Source organism: Polymorphospora sp. NPDC051019 (assembly GCF_040683055.1).
Lineage (GTDB): Bacteria > Actinomycetota > Actinomycetes > Mycobacteriales > Micromonosporaceae > Polymorphospora > Polymorphospora lycopeni.
Window position 1 is genome coordinate 126827 of the sequence record NZ_JBFBCH010000019.1, and the last position, 15969, is coordinate 142795.

The window sequence follows — 15969 nt, forward strand, 5'->3', positions numbered from 1 at the left end:
TCGCGACGCGGGCGGGGGTCACGGCGTGCTCGGCCAACCGTGCGGGGCTCGGGCCAGCACCGGGTCGAGCTTGCCGACGATGGTCGCCACGACGGCCCGACGCTGCGGTACCAGGTAGAAGTGGTCGCCGGGAAAGGTGCGTACGTCGAGCTTGCCGGTGGTCGTCCGGGCCCACCCGTGGGCCTGGTCCGCGCTCAGTTCGGGATCGTCGCCGCCCCGAAGCACCGCGACCGGGCAGCTCAGTGCCGCGGCGGGCGTCGGCCGGTAGGTTTCGATGAGGCGGTAGTCGTTACGGACGTAACGCAGCACGGCCCGGCGCAGCTCCGGGTCGGCGAGCACGACGTCGTCCGTGCCACCGAGACGGCCGAGCTCGGCGCAGAGGCCGTCGTCGTCGCGCAGGTGTACGTCTCCGCCGGTGACATCGCCAGGGGCGGGCCGGCCGGAGACGAACAGCCAGTCCGGCTCCGGAACCCCGTACCGCCGCAGCCGCTGCACCGTCTCGTACGCCACCGCCGAGCCCATGCTGTGCCCGAACACCAGGTACGGCCGGTCGATGATGCGTGCGATCGCGGCGGCGACCTGGGCGGTCAACTCGTCCATGTCGTCGACGAGCGGGTCGGCGAACCGGTCCTCCCGGCCCGGATACTGCACGCTCACCAGCTCCACCGACGGCGGCAGCAGGACGTCCCAGGCCCGGAAGGTGCCGGCGCCACCACCGGCATGGGGGAAGCAGAGGAGCCGCACCGCCGCGGCCGGGCGGTGCTGGTAGCGCCGCAGCCAGGGACCGAGCGTCGTGCCGCTCACCACGCGACCGGCATCGCTTCGATGCCGAAGGTGGCGGCGTCGTGTTTGAACTCCAGTTCCTCGAAGGTGTCGGCCAGTCGAAGGGTGGGGAGCCGCCGGATCAGGGTTCCGAGCGCGATCTCGAGCTCCAGGCGGGCCAGGTTCTGACCGATGCACTGGTGGATGCCGTAGCCGAAGGCGACGTGGTGGCGGTTCGGGCGTTCGATGTCGAACCGGTGCGGCTCGGCGAAGACCTCGGGATCGTGGTTGGCCGCCGCGAGCAGGGCGATGATCCCGTCGCCGGCTCCGATCGGTGTCCCGTCGACGTCGATGTCCTCGGTTGCGACCCGCAGTGGGATCGAGTCCGCCACCGACAGCAGGCGCAGCAGTTCCTCGACGGCGGCGGGCATCAGTTCGGGGCGGGCCCGCAGCTTCGCCAGGTTATCGGGGTGTCGCAGCAGTTGTAGCGTGCCGAGCGCGATCATGCTGGTGGTCGTTTCGCGACCGGCGACGATGGTGATGCCGATCGTGGAGAGCAGTTCGTGGCGGGTCACCACACCGGTGTTCAGATGGTTGACGACCAGTTTGGACAGCAGGTCGTCGCCGGGCTCCCGCTCGCGCGCGCTGATCAGCTCGTCCAGCATTCTGAACATGCTTCCGAGGGCGGCGGTGACCTCTTCGGCGCTGCTGTTGCGGCCGCCGGAGATCCGGGTGACGTCGCGGAAGAACTCAAGATCGTCGGTCGGGGCGCCGAAGAGGCCGAGCACGGTGGTCGTCGATACGGCGTTGGCGAACACGGAGACGAGATCGACCGGCGGGCCGGCGGCGATCATGGCGTCGATCAGGTTGTCGACGGTGTGCTGGATGGCGGGACGCATGTCGCGGATCCGCTTGACGGTGAACTCCGCCTGCAGCATGCGTCGGTAGCGGGTGTGTTCCGGCGGGTCCGTACGGATGAACGGTCGGGACTTCGCGCCGGCCTCCTGCTCCCCGACGCCCATCGCCGGAAAGTTCGGGTGCCTGATGTCGGCACTTGCCCTGGGGTCGGACAGCAGCGCCCGTACGTCGGCGTACCGGGTGACGATCCACGGCTGCTTGCCGGTGGGCAGGGTCACCCGCGACACCGGCTCGGTGGCGCGCAACCCGGTGTAGCGGTCGGGCGGGCCGAACGGGCACTCCCGTGGCACCGGGAAGGCCGGCGGCGTGTCGGTCATCGGTGTTCTCCTTCTTCCTGCTCGGTGCGGGCCGCGGGCACCAGAACCCCGATCGGTGGGCCTTCGGTGGGCGACTGCGGCACGTCGCGCAGTTCCATTCGCGCCTCGGCGGCAATCTGCGCAAGGGTCACGGTGTGCCAGTGGTACTGGTCGGTGACGTCGCGGATCTGTGTGTCGCCGCGCGACACCCGCCATGTCGTGTGCAGTCGCATCCGATCGGCACCGTCGGGTTCGCCGGAGAACCACCACTCGTAGCTCTGGCGGCCGAGGTCGGCTCGGGCAAGTCGCGTCGGCGCAAGGATCACCGGCCGGTCGATGGCCATCAGTTCGACGACGATGCGGCCGTTCGGGGCGAGCCGCTCCGCGAGCCGGCGCCACAGCCGTACCCGGTCCTCCGTCGCCAGGTGACCGGCGACGCCGCAGACGACAGCGGCGGCGATGACGTCTGGAAGTTCGATCTCGGGGGCGGCTTCGGCCGACACGGTGACCCGCCGGCGCAGATCGGGGTCGCGGTAGATCCGGCTGGTCAGCACGGCCCGCATCCCGGTGGCCGGCTCGTAGGCAAGGATCTCCAGGTCGGGGTGGGCGCGCGCGATCGCCTCGGTCACCAGTCCGGTGCCGGCGCCGATCTCGACCACCGGTCCGACGGCGGCGTCGATGCCGGACAGTGCCGCGACGACCGCGGGTGCGCTTCCTTCGGCGACGTGTGGCGCGGCGGCGAGGTCGAAGAACTCCGCGGTCGGTGAGTAGGGTTCGGTGCTGCCCGTGCCGGCTGGTGCCCGCACCGCCTGATCGGAGCTGTCCGCGAGGTCGGCGATGGTGATGGTCTCCGGGGCGGCGGGACGGACCACTTCGGGTGGGCCGAGCCGGACGGCCAGGTCGGACCAGATCCGGCATGCGGTGATGTCGAACTGGGCGGTGCGCAGCGGGTCGTCGCCCCGATGGATCGCGGCGGCGAACTCGCGCAGCGCCCGCCGGACCGCCTGTGGCCAGAGCCGGTCGAAGATGTCCTGCTGGGTGCCGGCCGCCGTGCCGGGTAGCAGCGCGGTGCTCGGCCGGCCCAGACGGTCGCCGGCGAACACCAGCCGGTGGTCGGCGTCCCGGCTGACATGCAGCGTCGGAGTCCACAGCACCGGGCCGTGGGTGTCGGCGAGGGTCAGCGTCCCGGCCTCGGTGCCGACGCTGATCCGGTGCCACAGCAGGGCATGGTTGTCCCGGTCGGCCGGGTCGAGTTGGTGGTGCACGCGCAGCGTCAGTGGCACCCCGGCGAGCTGCCCGGTGACCGCGCGCAGCGGTCCGCCGGTGACGGCATCGTCGATCCGCCAGGGTCGCAGGCCGCCGAGCGCCCGCCCGAGAATGTCGACGAACGGGTAGAGCACGTGTACCGGGGTGGCCGCGTCGACGAACACCGGTCGTTGCCGGGCCCGCAGCCGGGCGGCGGCGGCGATGAACCGGGCTACCGGCTCGACGTGCCGGTAGTGGGCGTTGACCTGGTATTGCACGTTATGGCGGCGAGCCGTTTGGAGGCTGGCGACGAGTTCGTTGTGGTGCACCGGGTGCTCCTGCAGCACGTGCACCCCGCGGGCGAGCAGCGCCTGGGACAGGTCCGTGCCGACACCACCGGAGATGGTGGAGCCGACCGCGACACAGGCGACGTCGATGTCGTCGCCGACGCTGTCGAGGCTGTCGTGGTGGGCGACGCCGTACTGCCGCGCGAGCGTACGGGAGGCCTGCCCGCCGCGACTGAGGATGCCGGTCAGCACCAGGTCGGGAGCCAGGTCCGCGACCGCCTGCACGTAGAACCGACCGAAGTTGGTGCCGCAGACCAGCACCCGTAGCGGTGTGGTCACAGGCTTCCTTCCTCGGTGTCGGCGTCGTGCCCGCCCGACACGACCCGCAGCAGGCTCGGCTCGCCGGATGCGTGCAGTGCCGCGACGACCGCACCCGGGTCGAGCACCTCGGCGGTGTAGTGCACCCCTTCGGGGACGTCGCCGGACAGTACGGCGACGGCGGCCAGGGCGCCGAGCAGTCCGGTGAGCCGGTAGCTGCTCGGCACCCGCAGTACGGCGGTACGCTCCGCCGGCACACCGTCCCGGACGCCCCGCATGGTGAAGACCATCTGGTAGTACGGGCTGCGGCCGGCGAGATCGAGATCGGCTGCGCGGATCATCCGCCGGGCGAGATCGGCCCGGTCGGCGTTCTCGCGGGCGGCGACGGGCAGGGCGGCCAGCAGGTTGCGGACCTGCGGGCCCGGGTAGACGTTGAACCAGTCGACGTCGTGCAGGCGCAGTGACTGCGCCAGCCGGCGGGTCTCCGCGCTGAGGAACGGTTGCAGGGCCACCGGTCCGGTGAACATCGGTGCGTCGGCGTCCTCGAGGGGACGCAGGATGCGCGACCGGGCCGCGCCGGCCCGCCAGGCGGCGTTCGCCTCACCGTATGCCTGGCCGCCGGCACCGCCGGTCTGCAGGGAGAGCATCATGTCGACGGCGACGACCGGGGAGCAGTGTTCGACACCGCCGACCCAGGCGGTGAGGGCGTCGGCCTTGTCGAACTCTTCGGTGGCGAGCCAGCGCGGCAGGATGCTGGACAGGCCGGGAAGGGTGCCGGCCGACAGCAGCACGGTCCGGTCGGTTCCGGCAAGGCCCCGGGCGGCCAGTGCCTCCTGGACCGGGTCGTCGCCGGCGACGTCGACGCAGTGCGCCCCGGCGGTCAGGGCCGCGGCTGCGACGGTCTCCTTCAGTTCGTACGTCGGCCCGGCACAGTTGACCACTAGCGTGCACCCGGCACAGAACGTGGCGAGGGCGACCGGGTCCCGCACGTCCACCTCGACGGTGGTGGCACCGGGCAGGTCGGCGGCGAGCCGGTGCAGGGGCTCGCGGCGGCGGGCGCCGAGCCGCAGCGGTCCGGCGCCGAGCCGGTGCAAATGCGCGGTGGCGGCGGCGCCGACCGATCCGGTGGCGCCCAGGATCCCGATCATCGGGTCACCGCGCCGTCGGTGATCTCGCTGAGCAGCTTGACGATGCCTGGGGCGTGTGCCACGTCGATGCAACTGAAGTGGTCGCCGGGTACGTCGACGATGCGTAGGTCGCCGAGGCAGAGTTCGGCCCAGTGCTGGGTGACCGCGTCGCGGCTGCCGGGGAACGGGTACGCGCCGCTGTGCCGCAGGAAGGTGATGTCGCCGGCGTACGGTTCGGGGTCGTACCGGGTGATGGCGAACACGCTCTGCCGGAAGGTGCGGAACAGCCGCATCATGTGTTCGGGTTCGTACATGCCGGCCGAGGCGGGTACGGCGGCGCACATGCGGGCGATCCGCTGCTCGCGGGGTGTCGCGGCGAGTGCCCGGAAGGCGGCGGCGACGTCGGCGTGCTCGCCGGTGAGGTCGGCGAAGCCGCCGTCACGCATCACGCCGGGGCTTCCGGCCAAGACCGCGTCGGCGGCCCGTGCGACGACCAGTTCGTCGGCCGGGAAGCCGATGTCGGCCGGGGCGATGCCCATCATGACGGCGAACGAGTACTCCGACAGCAGTTCGTCGTCGAGCCGGAACCGGGGGCTGTGGCTGCTGATGGCGGTGAGGGTGGCGACGTTCGCTCCCGCTTCGGCCAGGCCGCGGGCGACCTCGGTGGCGATCAGCCCGCCGAGGCAGTAGCCGACGAGATGCAGCTCCCGCGCGTCGAGGTCGAGGATGGACCGTACGTAGTCGCTGGCGATGCGTTCGATCAGCCCGCCCGGTTCGGCGTCGAGGTAGGTGCGCAGGTGCGGCACCTCCAGCCCGACGACGGTGCCGGTGCCGGCGGAGCGGCGCCGCAGTTCGGTGATCACCGCCCGGTAGGGCATGACCGTGCCGGTTCCGGCGTGTACCAGGACGGTGACCGGGTCGCTGCCGGAGCCGTGCAGACGGACGAGTGGTGAGGTGCGCTGCGGGGTGTCCGAAGCATCGTCGGAGGTGTCGGAGGCGGTGACGCTACGCAGGTAGCCGGCGAGCGCCGCGATGGTGGGTTGGCGCAGCATGTGCCGCAGCACGACCTCCCATTCGAGGGCGACGACGTCGGGGACGCGTTCGCGCAGCAGGCCGACGAGGCGGGCGACCAGCAGGGAGTCGCCGCCGAGGGCGAAGAAGTCGTCGTGGCGGCCGACGTACTCGCGGTCGAGCAGTTCCGCCCAGAGTGCGGCGAGCTGCCGTTCCAGGGCGTCGACCGGCTCCGCGGCGACCGCGGCGGTCTGCTGCCCGCTGTCGGTGGTGGGCAGCCAGCCGCGGAGCCGGTTGCGGTCGATCTTGCCGTTGCTGGTCAGTGGTAGTGCGTCGACGAGTTGCCAGACGCCGGGCACCATGTATTCGGGCAGCCGGGTGGCGGTGTGCCGGGCCAGGCCGGCGGCGGTCAGTGGGGTGCGGGTGGTCTTGACCCGGGCCAGGAAGAGCTGCTGGCCGGTGGGGTGCAGCGGCTCGCCAGTTTCGGGCAGGCTGGTGACGAGGTCGGCGCCGGCCTGCGCGAGCAGCGCCCGCCACTGCGGCTCGGTGAGGAACGCCTGGCCGTTGTCGGCGCGGACGTCGGTGAACGGGCCCGCCGTGGCTTCCAGGAACTCCATCGAGACGAGCAGGGCGGGGTCGGCGTCGCGGGTCTGTTCCATGACGACCAGCCAGCCGCCGGGGGCGAGCAGCCCGGTCAGACGGTCGAGCGCCGCCGCGGCATCCTGCGCGGTGTGCAGGTGGTTGGGGCAGATGACCACGTCGGCGCTGTTGGGCGGTAGCCCCTGCGCTCGCGGGTCGGCCCGCAGGTCGAAGCGGGCGTAGCGGATCCAGGGATGGTGGGCGAACTGCTCGCGGGCCTCGTGGAGGAAGAACGTCGACGGGTCGGTGAACAGGTAGTCGGGGGCGTACTCCGCCAGAGCGGGGGCGAGGACGCTGGTGGTACCGGCCACGCCCCCGCCGACCTCGAGGATGCGCAGCGGCTGGTCGTCGACATGCTGTTCGGCTATCCGCCGCAGGGCGACGACGACGGCCTGGTGCAGGTGGGCGACGGCGAGGTTGTCCCGGTAGGCGGCGGCCATCGCGTCGGCCCGGGCGCCAGGGAAGAGCAGGGCACGGATGTCGACGGTGCCGGCGACGAGGGCGGGCAGCCGCTCGGTGCAGACGCGGACCGCGTCGATGAGGTCGGTGCTGTAGTCGACGCGATGCTCGGCTTCGGCGAGTCGCTGCCACGCCCGGTCGAGGGCGTCGGAGGTGGGGGCGCGGAGATCCGTGTGGCGCCCGTCGTCGTCGTGGGTCAGACGTCCGGCGTCGACCAGTGCGGCGAGCCAGCGCCGCACGATGGGCCGGGTCGTCGGGGTGGCGGAAAGAGCGGTACAGGCGTCCTCGACGCTGTGCCGGGCGCCGGCGGTGGCGATGCCGGCGTCGCGCAGGGTGCCGGCCATCGCGGTGAGCCCGACGTCGGACAGCGCGGCCTGGAAAGCGGCCAGCGCGTCCGGATCCACGCCGGCCTGGGCGGCGCGGGAGACGGCGGCCGCGGCGGTGCGGATCTGGTCGGCTCCGGTGGCGGCGGCCGGGTCTGGGGCGCCGGTGGTCGGTTCGACGAAGGCGGCGAGCCGCTTGCCGGCCGGGTGGTCGGTGTCGACGAGCACGGTGGCGTGGGCGACGCCGGGATGGGCCTGGATCGCGGCCTCGACCTCGGCGAGTTCGATCCGGTATCCGCGGATCTTGACCTGGTCGTCCTCGCGTCCGAGGAACTCGATCGTTCCGTCCGGCCAGTACCGCCCCAGGTCGCCGGTGCGGTAGAGACGTTCGCCGCTGTCCGGGTGGGTGAGGAAACGTTCGGCGGTTCGCTGCGGGTCGTGGTAGTAGCCGAGGGCCACTCCCGCTCCGCCGATGTAGAGTTCGCCGGCGGTCCATTCGGGCCGGTCGCGCAGGTGTCCGTCGAGGACGTGGAACGTCTGGTTGGTCAGCGGTAGCCCGTACGGGATGCTGGGCCGGTCGTGGTCGACCTCGTCGATGGGATGCCAGATGGACCAGATCGACCCTTCCGTGGCGCCGCCGAGGCTGACCACCCGCAGCCCGGGTACGGCGGCGCGGATCGCGTCGGGCAGGTTCACCGGGATCCAGTCGCCGGAGAGCATGGCCAGTCGCAGCGACGGCAGCCGCAGGCCCGGGACGGCCCGCAGGTAGTCGTGCAGCATCTGCAGCTGGCCGGGCACCGAGTTCCAGATGGTCACGTCATGGCGGTCGACGAGGTCGGCCCAGTGTGACGGGTCGCCGCGGAGGTCGGCGTCGGGCAGCACGAGCCGGCCTCCGGCGGCCAGCGGGCCGAAGATGTCGTACACGGACAGGTCGAAGCCGAGGCTGGCGAGGCCGAGAACGGTGTCGTCGGGACCGACGGCGAAGCGGCGGTTGATGTCGTCGATGGTGTTGCGCGCCGCCCGATGGCTGATCATGACGCCCTTGGGTACGCCGGTGGACCCGGACGTGTAGATCACGTAGGCGAGGTCGTCGGGGCCGGAGGTCGTCGAGCCGGGCACGGGAACGCTGTCCGGTTCGATGTCGTCGACGGCGAGGTGGGTGACGGTGTCCGGCCACTGCGCGGCGTCGGCCAGCCAGGACTGGGTGAGCGCGGTGCGCACGCCCGCGTCGGTGAGGATCGCGTTGCGGCGGGCGGCCGGCTGGGTGGTGTCCACCGGCAGGTAGGCGCCGCCGGCGAGCAGGGTGCCGAGAACGGCGACAATCTGTTCCCAGCCCTTGTCCATGAGCACCGCGACCGGTTCGGTGGGACGCAGGCCGGCGGCGGTGAGCCGGCCGGCGACGGCGGTGGCGCGGTCCAGCAGTTCGCGGTAGGTCAGCTCGCGTTCCCCGGTGACGACCGAGATGCGGTCCGGGGTGCGACGGGCCTGTGCGACGACCTCGTCGTGCAGCAGGCCGTCGGGCACCGGCCCGGCGGTGGCGTTGCCCCGGTGGCGCCGCTCGACCTGGCCGGCCGGCAACCGGACCGGCCCGGCCTCCCGCCATGGCCCGTCCTGTTCCGCGAGGCGAATGACCAGGTCGGCCCAGGCGGCGAAGGCGTCGTCGACGAGGCCGGCGGGCAGCACCCCGTCGCGGACGTCCCAGGACAGGGCGAGACTGTCACCGCGGGGCATGACCTGGCAGTCGATCCAGACCTGGGGGGTCTGGCTGATGGCGTAACCGACGGCGCCGCGATCGGGTGCCGGGGCGGGGGTGTCGAGGGTACTGGTGAAGACGACCGGCAGCAGGGGCCGGCTGCCGGTGCGCCTGCCGAGTTCGGCCAGTATCTCGCTGCCGGTGAAGAGGCTGTGCGACAGGTCCTCCAGCAGTTGCCCGCTGAGGTCGGCGGTGAGCTGGGCGAACGGCCGCGGTTCGGTGAGGTCGACGGCGAGCGGTTCGACGACGGTGAAGTCGCCGATGACGGCGTCGACTCCGGGGTGCAGCGGCAGCCGCTGGAAGGTGGGGATGTTGAGGGTGAACCGTGGGCTGCGGCTCCACCGGCCGATCACCTCGGCGTACGCGGTGAGCAGCGTGGCGGAGGCGGTGACCTGGTGGCGGGCGGCGCGTTCCCGCAGTCCGGTCCAGGTTCGCGGGGTCAGTAGCCGTTCCAGACGTCGGAAGCGGACCGGGCCGGTCTCGGGACGGTGGTCGGTGACCGGCAGGTCGGGTGCGGGTGGCAGATCGTCGAGGCGGCGCAGCCAGTACTGCCGGTCACGGTCGTAGGCCGGGGTCTCGGTGACCCGGCGGCGGCCGATGAGGTAGTCGCGGTAGGTGACCTCCAGCGGGTCAAGGGTGGTCTCCGGGTCGGCGTACAGCCGGTCGAACTCGGTGACCAGCAGTTGCACGCTGGCGTAGTCGACGATGAGCAGGTCCAGGGACAGATGCAGCACCGCGCGGCCGTCGGCGCGGGTCAGGTGCAGGGCGAACAGCGGCCAGCGGTCGGTCTGGGCCACCCGGTGGGACAGCCGCTCGCGTAGGTCGCGCAGATGTGTGTCGACGGGGGCGGCGTCACGGCCGCGCAGGTCGGTGACGTCGATGCGGTACGGGGGCGGGTCGGCGAGCACGACCTGGTATCCGTCGGGGTGGACGACGGCGCGCAGCATGTCGTGCCGGGCGACGAGGCGGTCCCAGGTCTGCTGAACCCGCTGCGGGTCGAGGTCCGGGTAGTCGTATTCGACGTAGGCGTGGCAGGCGACGCCGCCGTACTCGTAGTGCGGGCCGCGTCCGACGAGGTACGCGGCCTGCAGGTCGGACAGGGGGAAGGGTTCGTGTCGCCCGGCCGGGTCGGGGGTGATGTGTACCTGGTCGGAGCGCCGCAGGTGGTCGCGGATCGCGTCGCGGTGTTGGCGTACGGCCGCCCGTCGCTGTTCGGTGAACGTTCCCTTCGGGGCGCGGAAGCGCAGGTCGTCCCCTTCCAGCCACAGGGTCACGCCTTCGGCGTTCAGTTCGGAGATCAGTTCGTCGACGTCCATCGGGCTCCGCTTCGTCGTCGCTACGGCGTCAGGCTGCGGCCACTCTACGACTTGTTGAAAATGGAATTCAACTGCGATAGACCTATCTAAGCACAGACGTGATCGACGGACCAGAAGGGAATCCGGCATGACCCCCGACCGCGAGGAAGCCCCCGACAGTCCCCAGTGGACCGGATGGCCGGACGACGACGCCCGTCGTTACCGCGACGCCGGCTTCTGGGCCGGCGCCACCTTCGGTGACCTGCTGCGGGACTGGGCCGTCCGGCACGGCGAACGCACCGCACTGGTCGACGGTGACCGCAGGTGGACCTACCGGCAGCTCGACCATGCCGCCGACCGGATCGCCGGCGGCCTGCACCGGCTCGGGCTGCGCCGTGGCGACCGCGTCATCGTTCAACTGCCCAACCGGGCCGAGTTCGTCGAGACCTGGTTCGGCCTGCAACGCCTCGGCGCCGTACCCGTGCACGCCATGCCCGGCCACCGCCGGGCCGAGATCGTCCACCTGGCGGCCCTCTCCGGCGCGGCCGGATACGTGGTCGCCGACCGGCACACCGGGTTCGACTACCGCCGGCTGGCCCACGAGGTCCTCGACGCACGCCGCACCGCCGACGAACCGCTGCGCCACGTCGTCGTGGTCGGCGATCCCGTGGACTCCGGATTCACCCGCTACGCCGAGCTGCCAACCGATCCCGACGGCGACCACGTCGACGCCGGCCCTTCGTCCGGCGACCTCGCGCTGCTGCTGCTGTCGGGTGGTACCACCGGCATGCCGAAGCTGATCCCGCGCACCCACGACGACTACGCCTACAACGCCCGCGTCGGCGGCGAGGTGTGCGGGCTCGGACCCGACGATGTCTACCTGGCCGTGCTGCCGATCGCGTTCAACTTCACGCTCGCGTGTCCGGGCGTGCTCGGTACCCTGATGGCCGGCGGTACCGTCGTCGTGGCGCCCAACCCGAGCCCGGCCACCGCGTTCCGGCTGATCCAACGGGAGCGGGTCACCTTCACCGCCCTGAACCCGCCGCTGGTTCCCTACTGGTTCAGCGAGTACGCCGACAGCCGACCCGACCTGTCGAGCCTGCGCTTCGTGCAGGTCGGCAGCGCACGCCTCGCCGACGACCTCGCCCGCCGGTTCACCCCGACCCTCGGCGTGCGGCTTCAGCAGGTGTACGGCATGGCCGAGGGGCTGATCAACTACACCCGGCTCGATGACCCGGACGACCTGGTCTGCACCACCCAGGGCCGCCCCGGCTCCCCCGCCGACGAGGTCCGCGTCGTCGATCCCGGCGACGGCCGGCCGGTGGCGGCCGGCGAGCCCGGCGAGCTGCTCACCCGCGGCCCGTACACGTTGCGGGGCTATTACCGCGGTGACGCGGCGGCCGCCGCCTCCTTCACCGCGGACGGGTTCTACCGCACCGGCGACCTGGTGCGCCAACTGCCGTCCGGCCACCTCAACGTCGTCGGCCGGGTCAAGGATCAGATCAACCGCGGCGGGGAGAAGATCGCCGCGACCGAGGTGGAGGGTCACCTGCTCGCCCACCCGGCGGTCCGCCAGGCGGCACTGGTCGGGGTGACCGACGAGCAGTGGGGCGAGGCCCCGGTCGCGGTGCTGGTCTGTACGCAGCCGCGCCCCGCCGCCGCCGAGCTGGTCGCATTCCTGCGCGGACGCGGACTGGCCACGTACAAGCTGCCGGACCGGGTGGAGTACGTCGACGCCATGCCGCTGACCGCCGTCGGCAAGATAGACAAGAAGGCGCTGGCGGCTCGGCTGGCACCGGCGGCGGTCACCACCGGTCCGGATGCATGAACGCCACCGGGACCTGCGGCGTCCGGCCGCAGATCAGGTCAGACACCACCTCGCCGATCCCGGTGGCGTGCTTGAAACCGTGTCCGCTGTCCCCACCGGCGACGACCAGGCGGGGGTCGCCGCCCGGACGGCCGAGCAGGAACTGCCGGTCCGGTGTCATCGGATACATGCACACCGCGGCGCGCGACGGTGCCGCGGCGAGCCCGGGCAGTGCCCGGTCCAGCCGCCGCACCAGCGGGCTCCAGTCGTCCGGGGTGACCCGCCGGTCGTCGCCGTCGGGATCCATCTCGCGCATCAGCCCGCCACGGTCCTCCAGGCCGAGCTTGAGTTCGTCGCCGCCGTGCACGCCGTGGCCCCACAGGCAGGTGCCGTCGTCGAGTTCCCGGATGAACACCGGCACGTCGGCCAGCCCGTACGCGCCGGTCGCCGCCGGGTCGGCGGCCCGGAACCAGGTGATCGGCACCCGCAATACCCGCAGCGGCAGGTCCGGCAGCAGGGTCGGCAGCCACGCCCCGGCCGCGACGACCACTTGCCGCACCCGCAGCACGTCGTCGGCCGTACGCACCAGCGCGCCGCCGGCGACGAGTTCGACCCCGTCGACCCTGGTTCCGCTGTGCACCCTCGCCCCCAGGCGGGCGGCGACCGCCACCGCCGCACGGATCGCCGCCTCCGGCGCGATGAGCCCCGCTCCGGCCTCCCAGACCGCGCCGTGGTGGTCGCAGAGTCCGGCATGCCGCGGCAGCCGGGCACGCACCGTCGCGGCGTCCCAGACCTCCACGTCGAGGCCGTGGCGTGCGGCGGCCGCGATGGTGCCGGCCACCACGTGGCCGTGCCGGGGACCGATCAGCACCCCGCCGGTCGGCTCGAACAGCCGCTCCCCTGCGGCATCGCCCAGTTCCCGCCACAGCTGGCGCGATCGCAGCGCCAACGGCACCAGGTCCGGGTGCTCCAGGCACGCGGTGCGGAACATCCGGGTTCCGCCGTGCGACGACCCGAACCCGTGGCCGGGGGCGAACCGGTCGAGGCCGACGACGTCGACCCCGGCGGCGGCCAGCCGCCACAGGGCCGCCGCGCCGAACGCACCCAGTCCGACGACGGCGACGTCAGCGTCCGGCGAGCGCACGCGTGGTCTCGCCGGTGAAGTGCGGAGCCACCTGTTCGGCGAACAACCGCAGGGCGCGCTCCGCGTCCGGCAGCGGGGTGCATCCGGGATTGACCTGCAGGCACACCGACACGTCGGGGCCGAACCAGTCGGCGATCGCCGTCAACTGGTCGCGGACCTGGGCGGGGTCGCCGGCGAGCACCTTGTTGTCGGCGTACGAACGGTCGAAGTCGTACCCGCGGACCTTGTCCACCAGGTGCTCGTAACCCGGATAGTCGGCGCTGCGGACGGTCGCCCACGAGGCGATCGCGGTGGCCATCTTGTCGATGTAGTTCAGCTCCCACCGGCGGGCCGCGGTCAGCGCGACCGTGGCGTCCTCGGCCAGGTAGCAGGTGTACTTGATCTGCACCCGGCCCGGTCCGCGATGGCCGGCCGCGGCCCGCGCCTCCCGGTAGGCGGCGAGCATCTCCTGCAGGTTCTCGCGACTGGTCACGGTCGGGACCACCTGCAGGTGGTGGCCGGCCCGGCCGGCGTCGGCACAGGACTGGACGCTGGTCGTGGACGCGACGAAGATCGGCGGGTGCGGCTGCTGGTAGGGCCGGGGCAGCATGGTCACCGGGCCGAAACTGCCCCAGTCACCGGACCAGCTGACGTCCTCCTGCGTCCACAGGAGACGGCAGGCCTCGATGCCCTCGGCGAAGCGGATCCGGCTGGCGCTCATCGGGACGCCGAAGGCCGCGAACTCCTCGGGCAGGAACGCCCGGCCGAACCCGGCGTCGAGGCGCCCGTGCGACAGGTTGTCGAGCATGGCCAGCTTGCCGGCGAGCTTGACGGGGTGGGTGAAGGCGGGCACGACGGCGCCGGTCACCACCCTGATCCGGCTGGTACGTGCCGCGACGGCGGTCAGGAACGTCACCGGGTCCGGGCTGTACCCGCCGTAGGCGGAGAAGTAGTGCTCGACCATCTGGACGTGTTCGTAGCCGAGTTCGTCGGCGAGCACGGCCAGGGCGAGGCTCTCGTCGTACCAGTCGCTCGCGCCCTTCTCGGCCGGTCCGAGCACGGGGAAGAACCCCACACCAAATTGCATTCGTTTCCTCCGTGATGAGTTCGGTCGCCGCCGACAAGTGAAAGGCGAATCCTCAGGAAAAGTCAACGGGCAGCACCCCGAAATATCTTCTTGATCACACGCTCTGCGCATTTTCCCAACTTGGAGGATGCGGCATTCGACGCTGCCGGAAAACAATTACCGAGACACATTGCTCTTTTTGCATCCCGCGCCACCCGTGCTATTTTCCCGCTCACATCACCGCCGCAACAGGAGCCGCGAAACCTATGGAAGATCGTGACTACCGGGTCGCCTTTCCGACACGTGGCAGCATCCTCGGCGCCGCCGAACTGGCCGCCCTGGCCGACCTCGTCAACTCGGAGCAGATGCTCTCCGACGGCAGATGGCGCAGCGCGTTCGAGCACCGCTTCCGGGACCATGTAGGCTCCCGCCATGCACTGTCGGTAACGAGTGGCACGGTCGCACTCGAACTCGCGATCCACCTCGCCGACCTGCGTCCCGGCGACGAGGTGATCGCCACACCGCAGACCTTCTCCGCCACGATCCACCCACTGTTAGACCGTGACGTGCGGGTTCACTTCTGCGACATCGACCCCGCGACCCTCAACATCGACCCTGCACAGGTCGAGGCGACCGTCAGCGACCGCACCGCGGCGATTCTCCTGGTCCACTACGGAGGGTATCCGGCGGAGATGGAGCGGATCGTCGCCGCGGCGCACCGGCACGGCGCGGTGGTGATCGAGGACTGCGCGCACGCCCTCGGTGCGGTGCGGCACGGCCGCCGGCCCGGCGCCCTGGGCGACATCGGCTGTTTCAGTTTCCACAATACGAAGAACCTCACCACGCTCGGCGAAGGCGGAATGCTCACGTTCGACCGGGACGAATGGTACGTGCGACTTGACCGAATACGCTCCAACCAGCCCGACGTGGTCTGTCGGATACCGCAGTCCCCGACTCCCCCACCGACGCCTCTGTTGCCGTGGATGCGGTTCTCCGGGGAGGTGTACGCGTACGACTACGCACAAATCCTCCGGGCCGGCACGAATGCCACCATGTCCGAGGCCGCGGCAGCCGTCGGAATCGTCCAACTTGATCGACTGGCGGAATTGGCCGCCCGGCGTCGGGAGATCGCACGCCGCCTCGACGACTGCCTCGGCCGGTACGGACAGATCAGACTGCATCGGCCACCGGAGGGCGTCACCCACGCCTACCACCTGTACACGTTCTTCGTCGAGGCCGGACAGGCTGCCCGCGAGCACCTGGTGAAGGCACTCGACCGCAGCGGCGTCGAGGTACAGCTGCGCTACTTCCCCCTGCACCTGACCCCGGAGTGGCGGGCCCGGGGCCACCGGCTCGGCGAGTGCCCGCAGGCCGAGCGGCTCTGGTTCGACCAGCAGGTCAACCTGCCGTGCCATCCCGGCATGACCGACGCGCAGGTCGACTACCTGGTCGAGGCGGTCACGGCGGCTCTCGACGAGACGCTGCCGCCGACCGGTCCGACCGGTCTGGACGAGCGCGCCGCCGCCCGCGCCTGACCAGT

At 71.6% G+C, this 15969-nt stretch carries 9 protein-coding genes; 2 read left to right on the plus strand and 7 right to left on the minus strand.

The window, feature by feature from the left end; all coding sequences use genetic code 11:
* Nucleotides 1–18: 18 nt before the first annotated feature.
* The 5 genes from AB0M79_RS27925 to AB0M79_RS27945 are packed head-to-tail and all read right to left on the minus strand — an operon-like array spanning nucleotide 19 to nucleotide 10454.
* Nucleotides 19–804, minus strand: coding sequence for an alpha/beta fold hydrolase (locus tag AB0M79_RS27925; protein ID WP_364218951.1), 786 nt, complete (start codon nucleotides 802–804; stop codon nucleotides 19–21).
* Nucleotides 801–1997: a cytochrome P450 gene (locus AB0M79_RS27930; protein WP_364218954.1), complete on the minus strand. Its 1197-nt coding sequence runs from the start codon at nucleotides 1995–1997 to the stop codon at nucleotides 801–803. Before AB0M79_RS27930 ends, AB0M79_RS27925 begins: the two co-directional genes overlap by 4 nt.
* The gene (locus AB0M79_RS27935) at nucleotides 1994–3847 is read right to left on the minus strand and encodes a Gfo/Idh/MocA family oxidoreductase (RefSeq protein WP_364218957.1); all 1854 of its coding nucleotides are present in this window, start codon (nucleotides 3845–3847) and stop codon (nucleotides 1994–1996) included. The genes AB0M79_RS27930 and AB0M79_RS27935 overlap by 4 nt, the downstream gene beginning before the upstream one ends.
* Nucleotides 3844–4974, minus strand: coding sequence for a saccharopine dehydrogenase NADP-binding domain-containing protein (locus AB0M79_RS27940; protein WP_364218960.1), 1131 nt, complete (start codon nucleotides 4972–4974; stop codon nucleotides 3844–3846). The genes AB0M79_RS27935 and AB0M79_RS27940 overlap by 4 nt, the downstream gene beginning before the upstream one ends.
* A complete protein-coding gene (locus AB0M79_RS27945) occupies nucleotides 4971–10454 on the minus strand; it encodes an amino acid adenylation domain-containing protein (RefSeq protein ID WP_364218963.1) in 5484 nt (1827 codons plus the stop codon). Before AB0M79_RS27945 ends, AB0M79_RS27940 begins: the two co-directional genes overlap by 4 nt.
* A 127-nt stretch (nucleotides 10455–10581) precedes the next feature.
* Here AB0M79_RS27945 and AB0M79_RS27950 point away from each other — a divergent pair, with 127 nt between their 5' ends.
* Nucleotides 10582–12261 (plus strand): (2,3-dihydroxybenzoyl)adenylate synthase, encoded by a 1680-nt coding sequence (locus AB0M79_RS27950; RefSeq protein WP_364218966.1) that lies wholly within the window; start codon nucleotides 10582–10584, stop codon nucleotides 12259–12261.
* On the opposite strand, the gene solA is transcribed toward AB0M79_RS27950, so the two are convergent.
* Both solA and AB0M79_RS27960 read right to left on the minus strand, forming a co-directional pair.
* Complete coding sequence (solA, locus tag AB0M79_RS27955; protein WP_364218969.1) at nucleotides 12239–13384, minus strand: N-methyl-L-tryptophan oxidase; 1146 nt, start codon at nucleotides 13382–13384, stop codon at nucleotides 12239–12241. The genes AB0M79_RS27950 and solA overlap by 23 nt on opposite strands.
* The gene (locus AB0M79_RS27960; RefSeq protein ID WP_364218972.1) at nucleotides 13365–14450 is read right to left on the minus strand and encodes an LLM class flavin-dependent oxidoreductase; all 1086 of its coding nucleotides are present in this window, start codon (nucleotides 14448–14450) and stop codon (nucleotides 13365–13367) included. Before AB0M79_RS27960 ends, solA begins: the two co-directional genes overlap by 20 nt.
* A gap of 245 nt (nucleotides 14451–14695) precedes the next feature.
* Between AB0M79_RS27960 and AB0M79_RS27965 the strand changes: the two genes are divergently transcribed.
* Nucleotides 14696–15964: a DegT/DnrJ/EryC1/StrS family aminotransferase gene (locus tag AB0M79_RS27965; protein WP_364218974.1), complete on the plus strand. Its 1269-nt coding sequence runs from the start codon at nucleotides 14696–14698 to the stop codon at nucleotides 15962–15964.
* Nucleotides 15965–15969 lie beyond the last annotated feature (5 nt).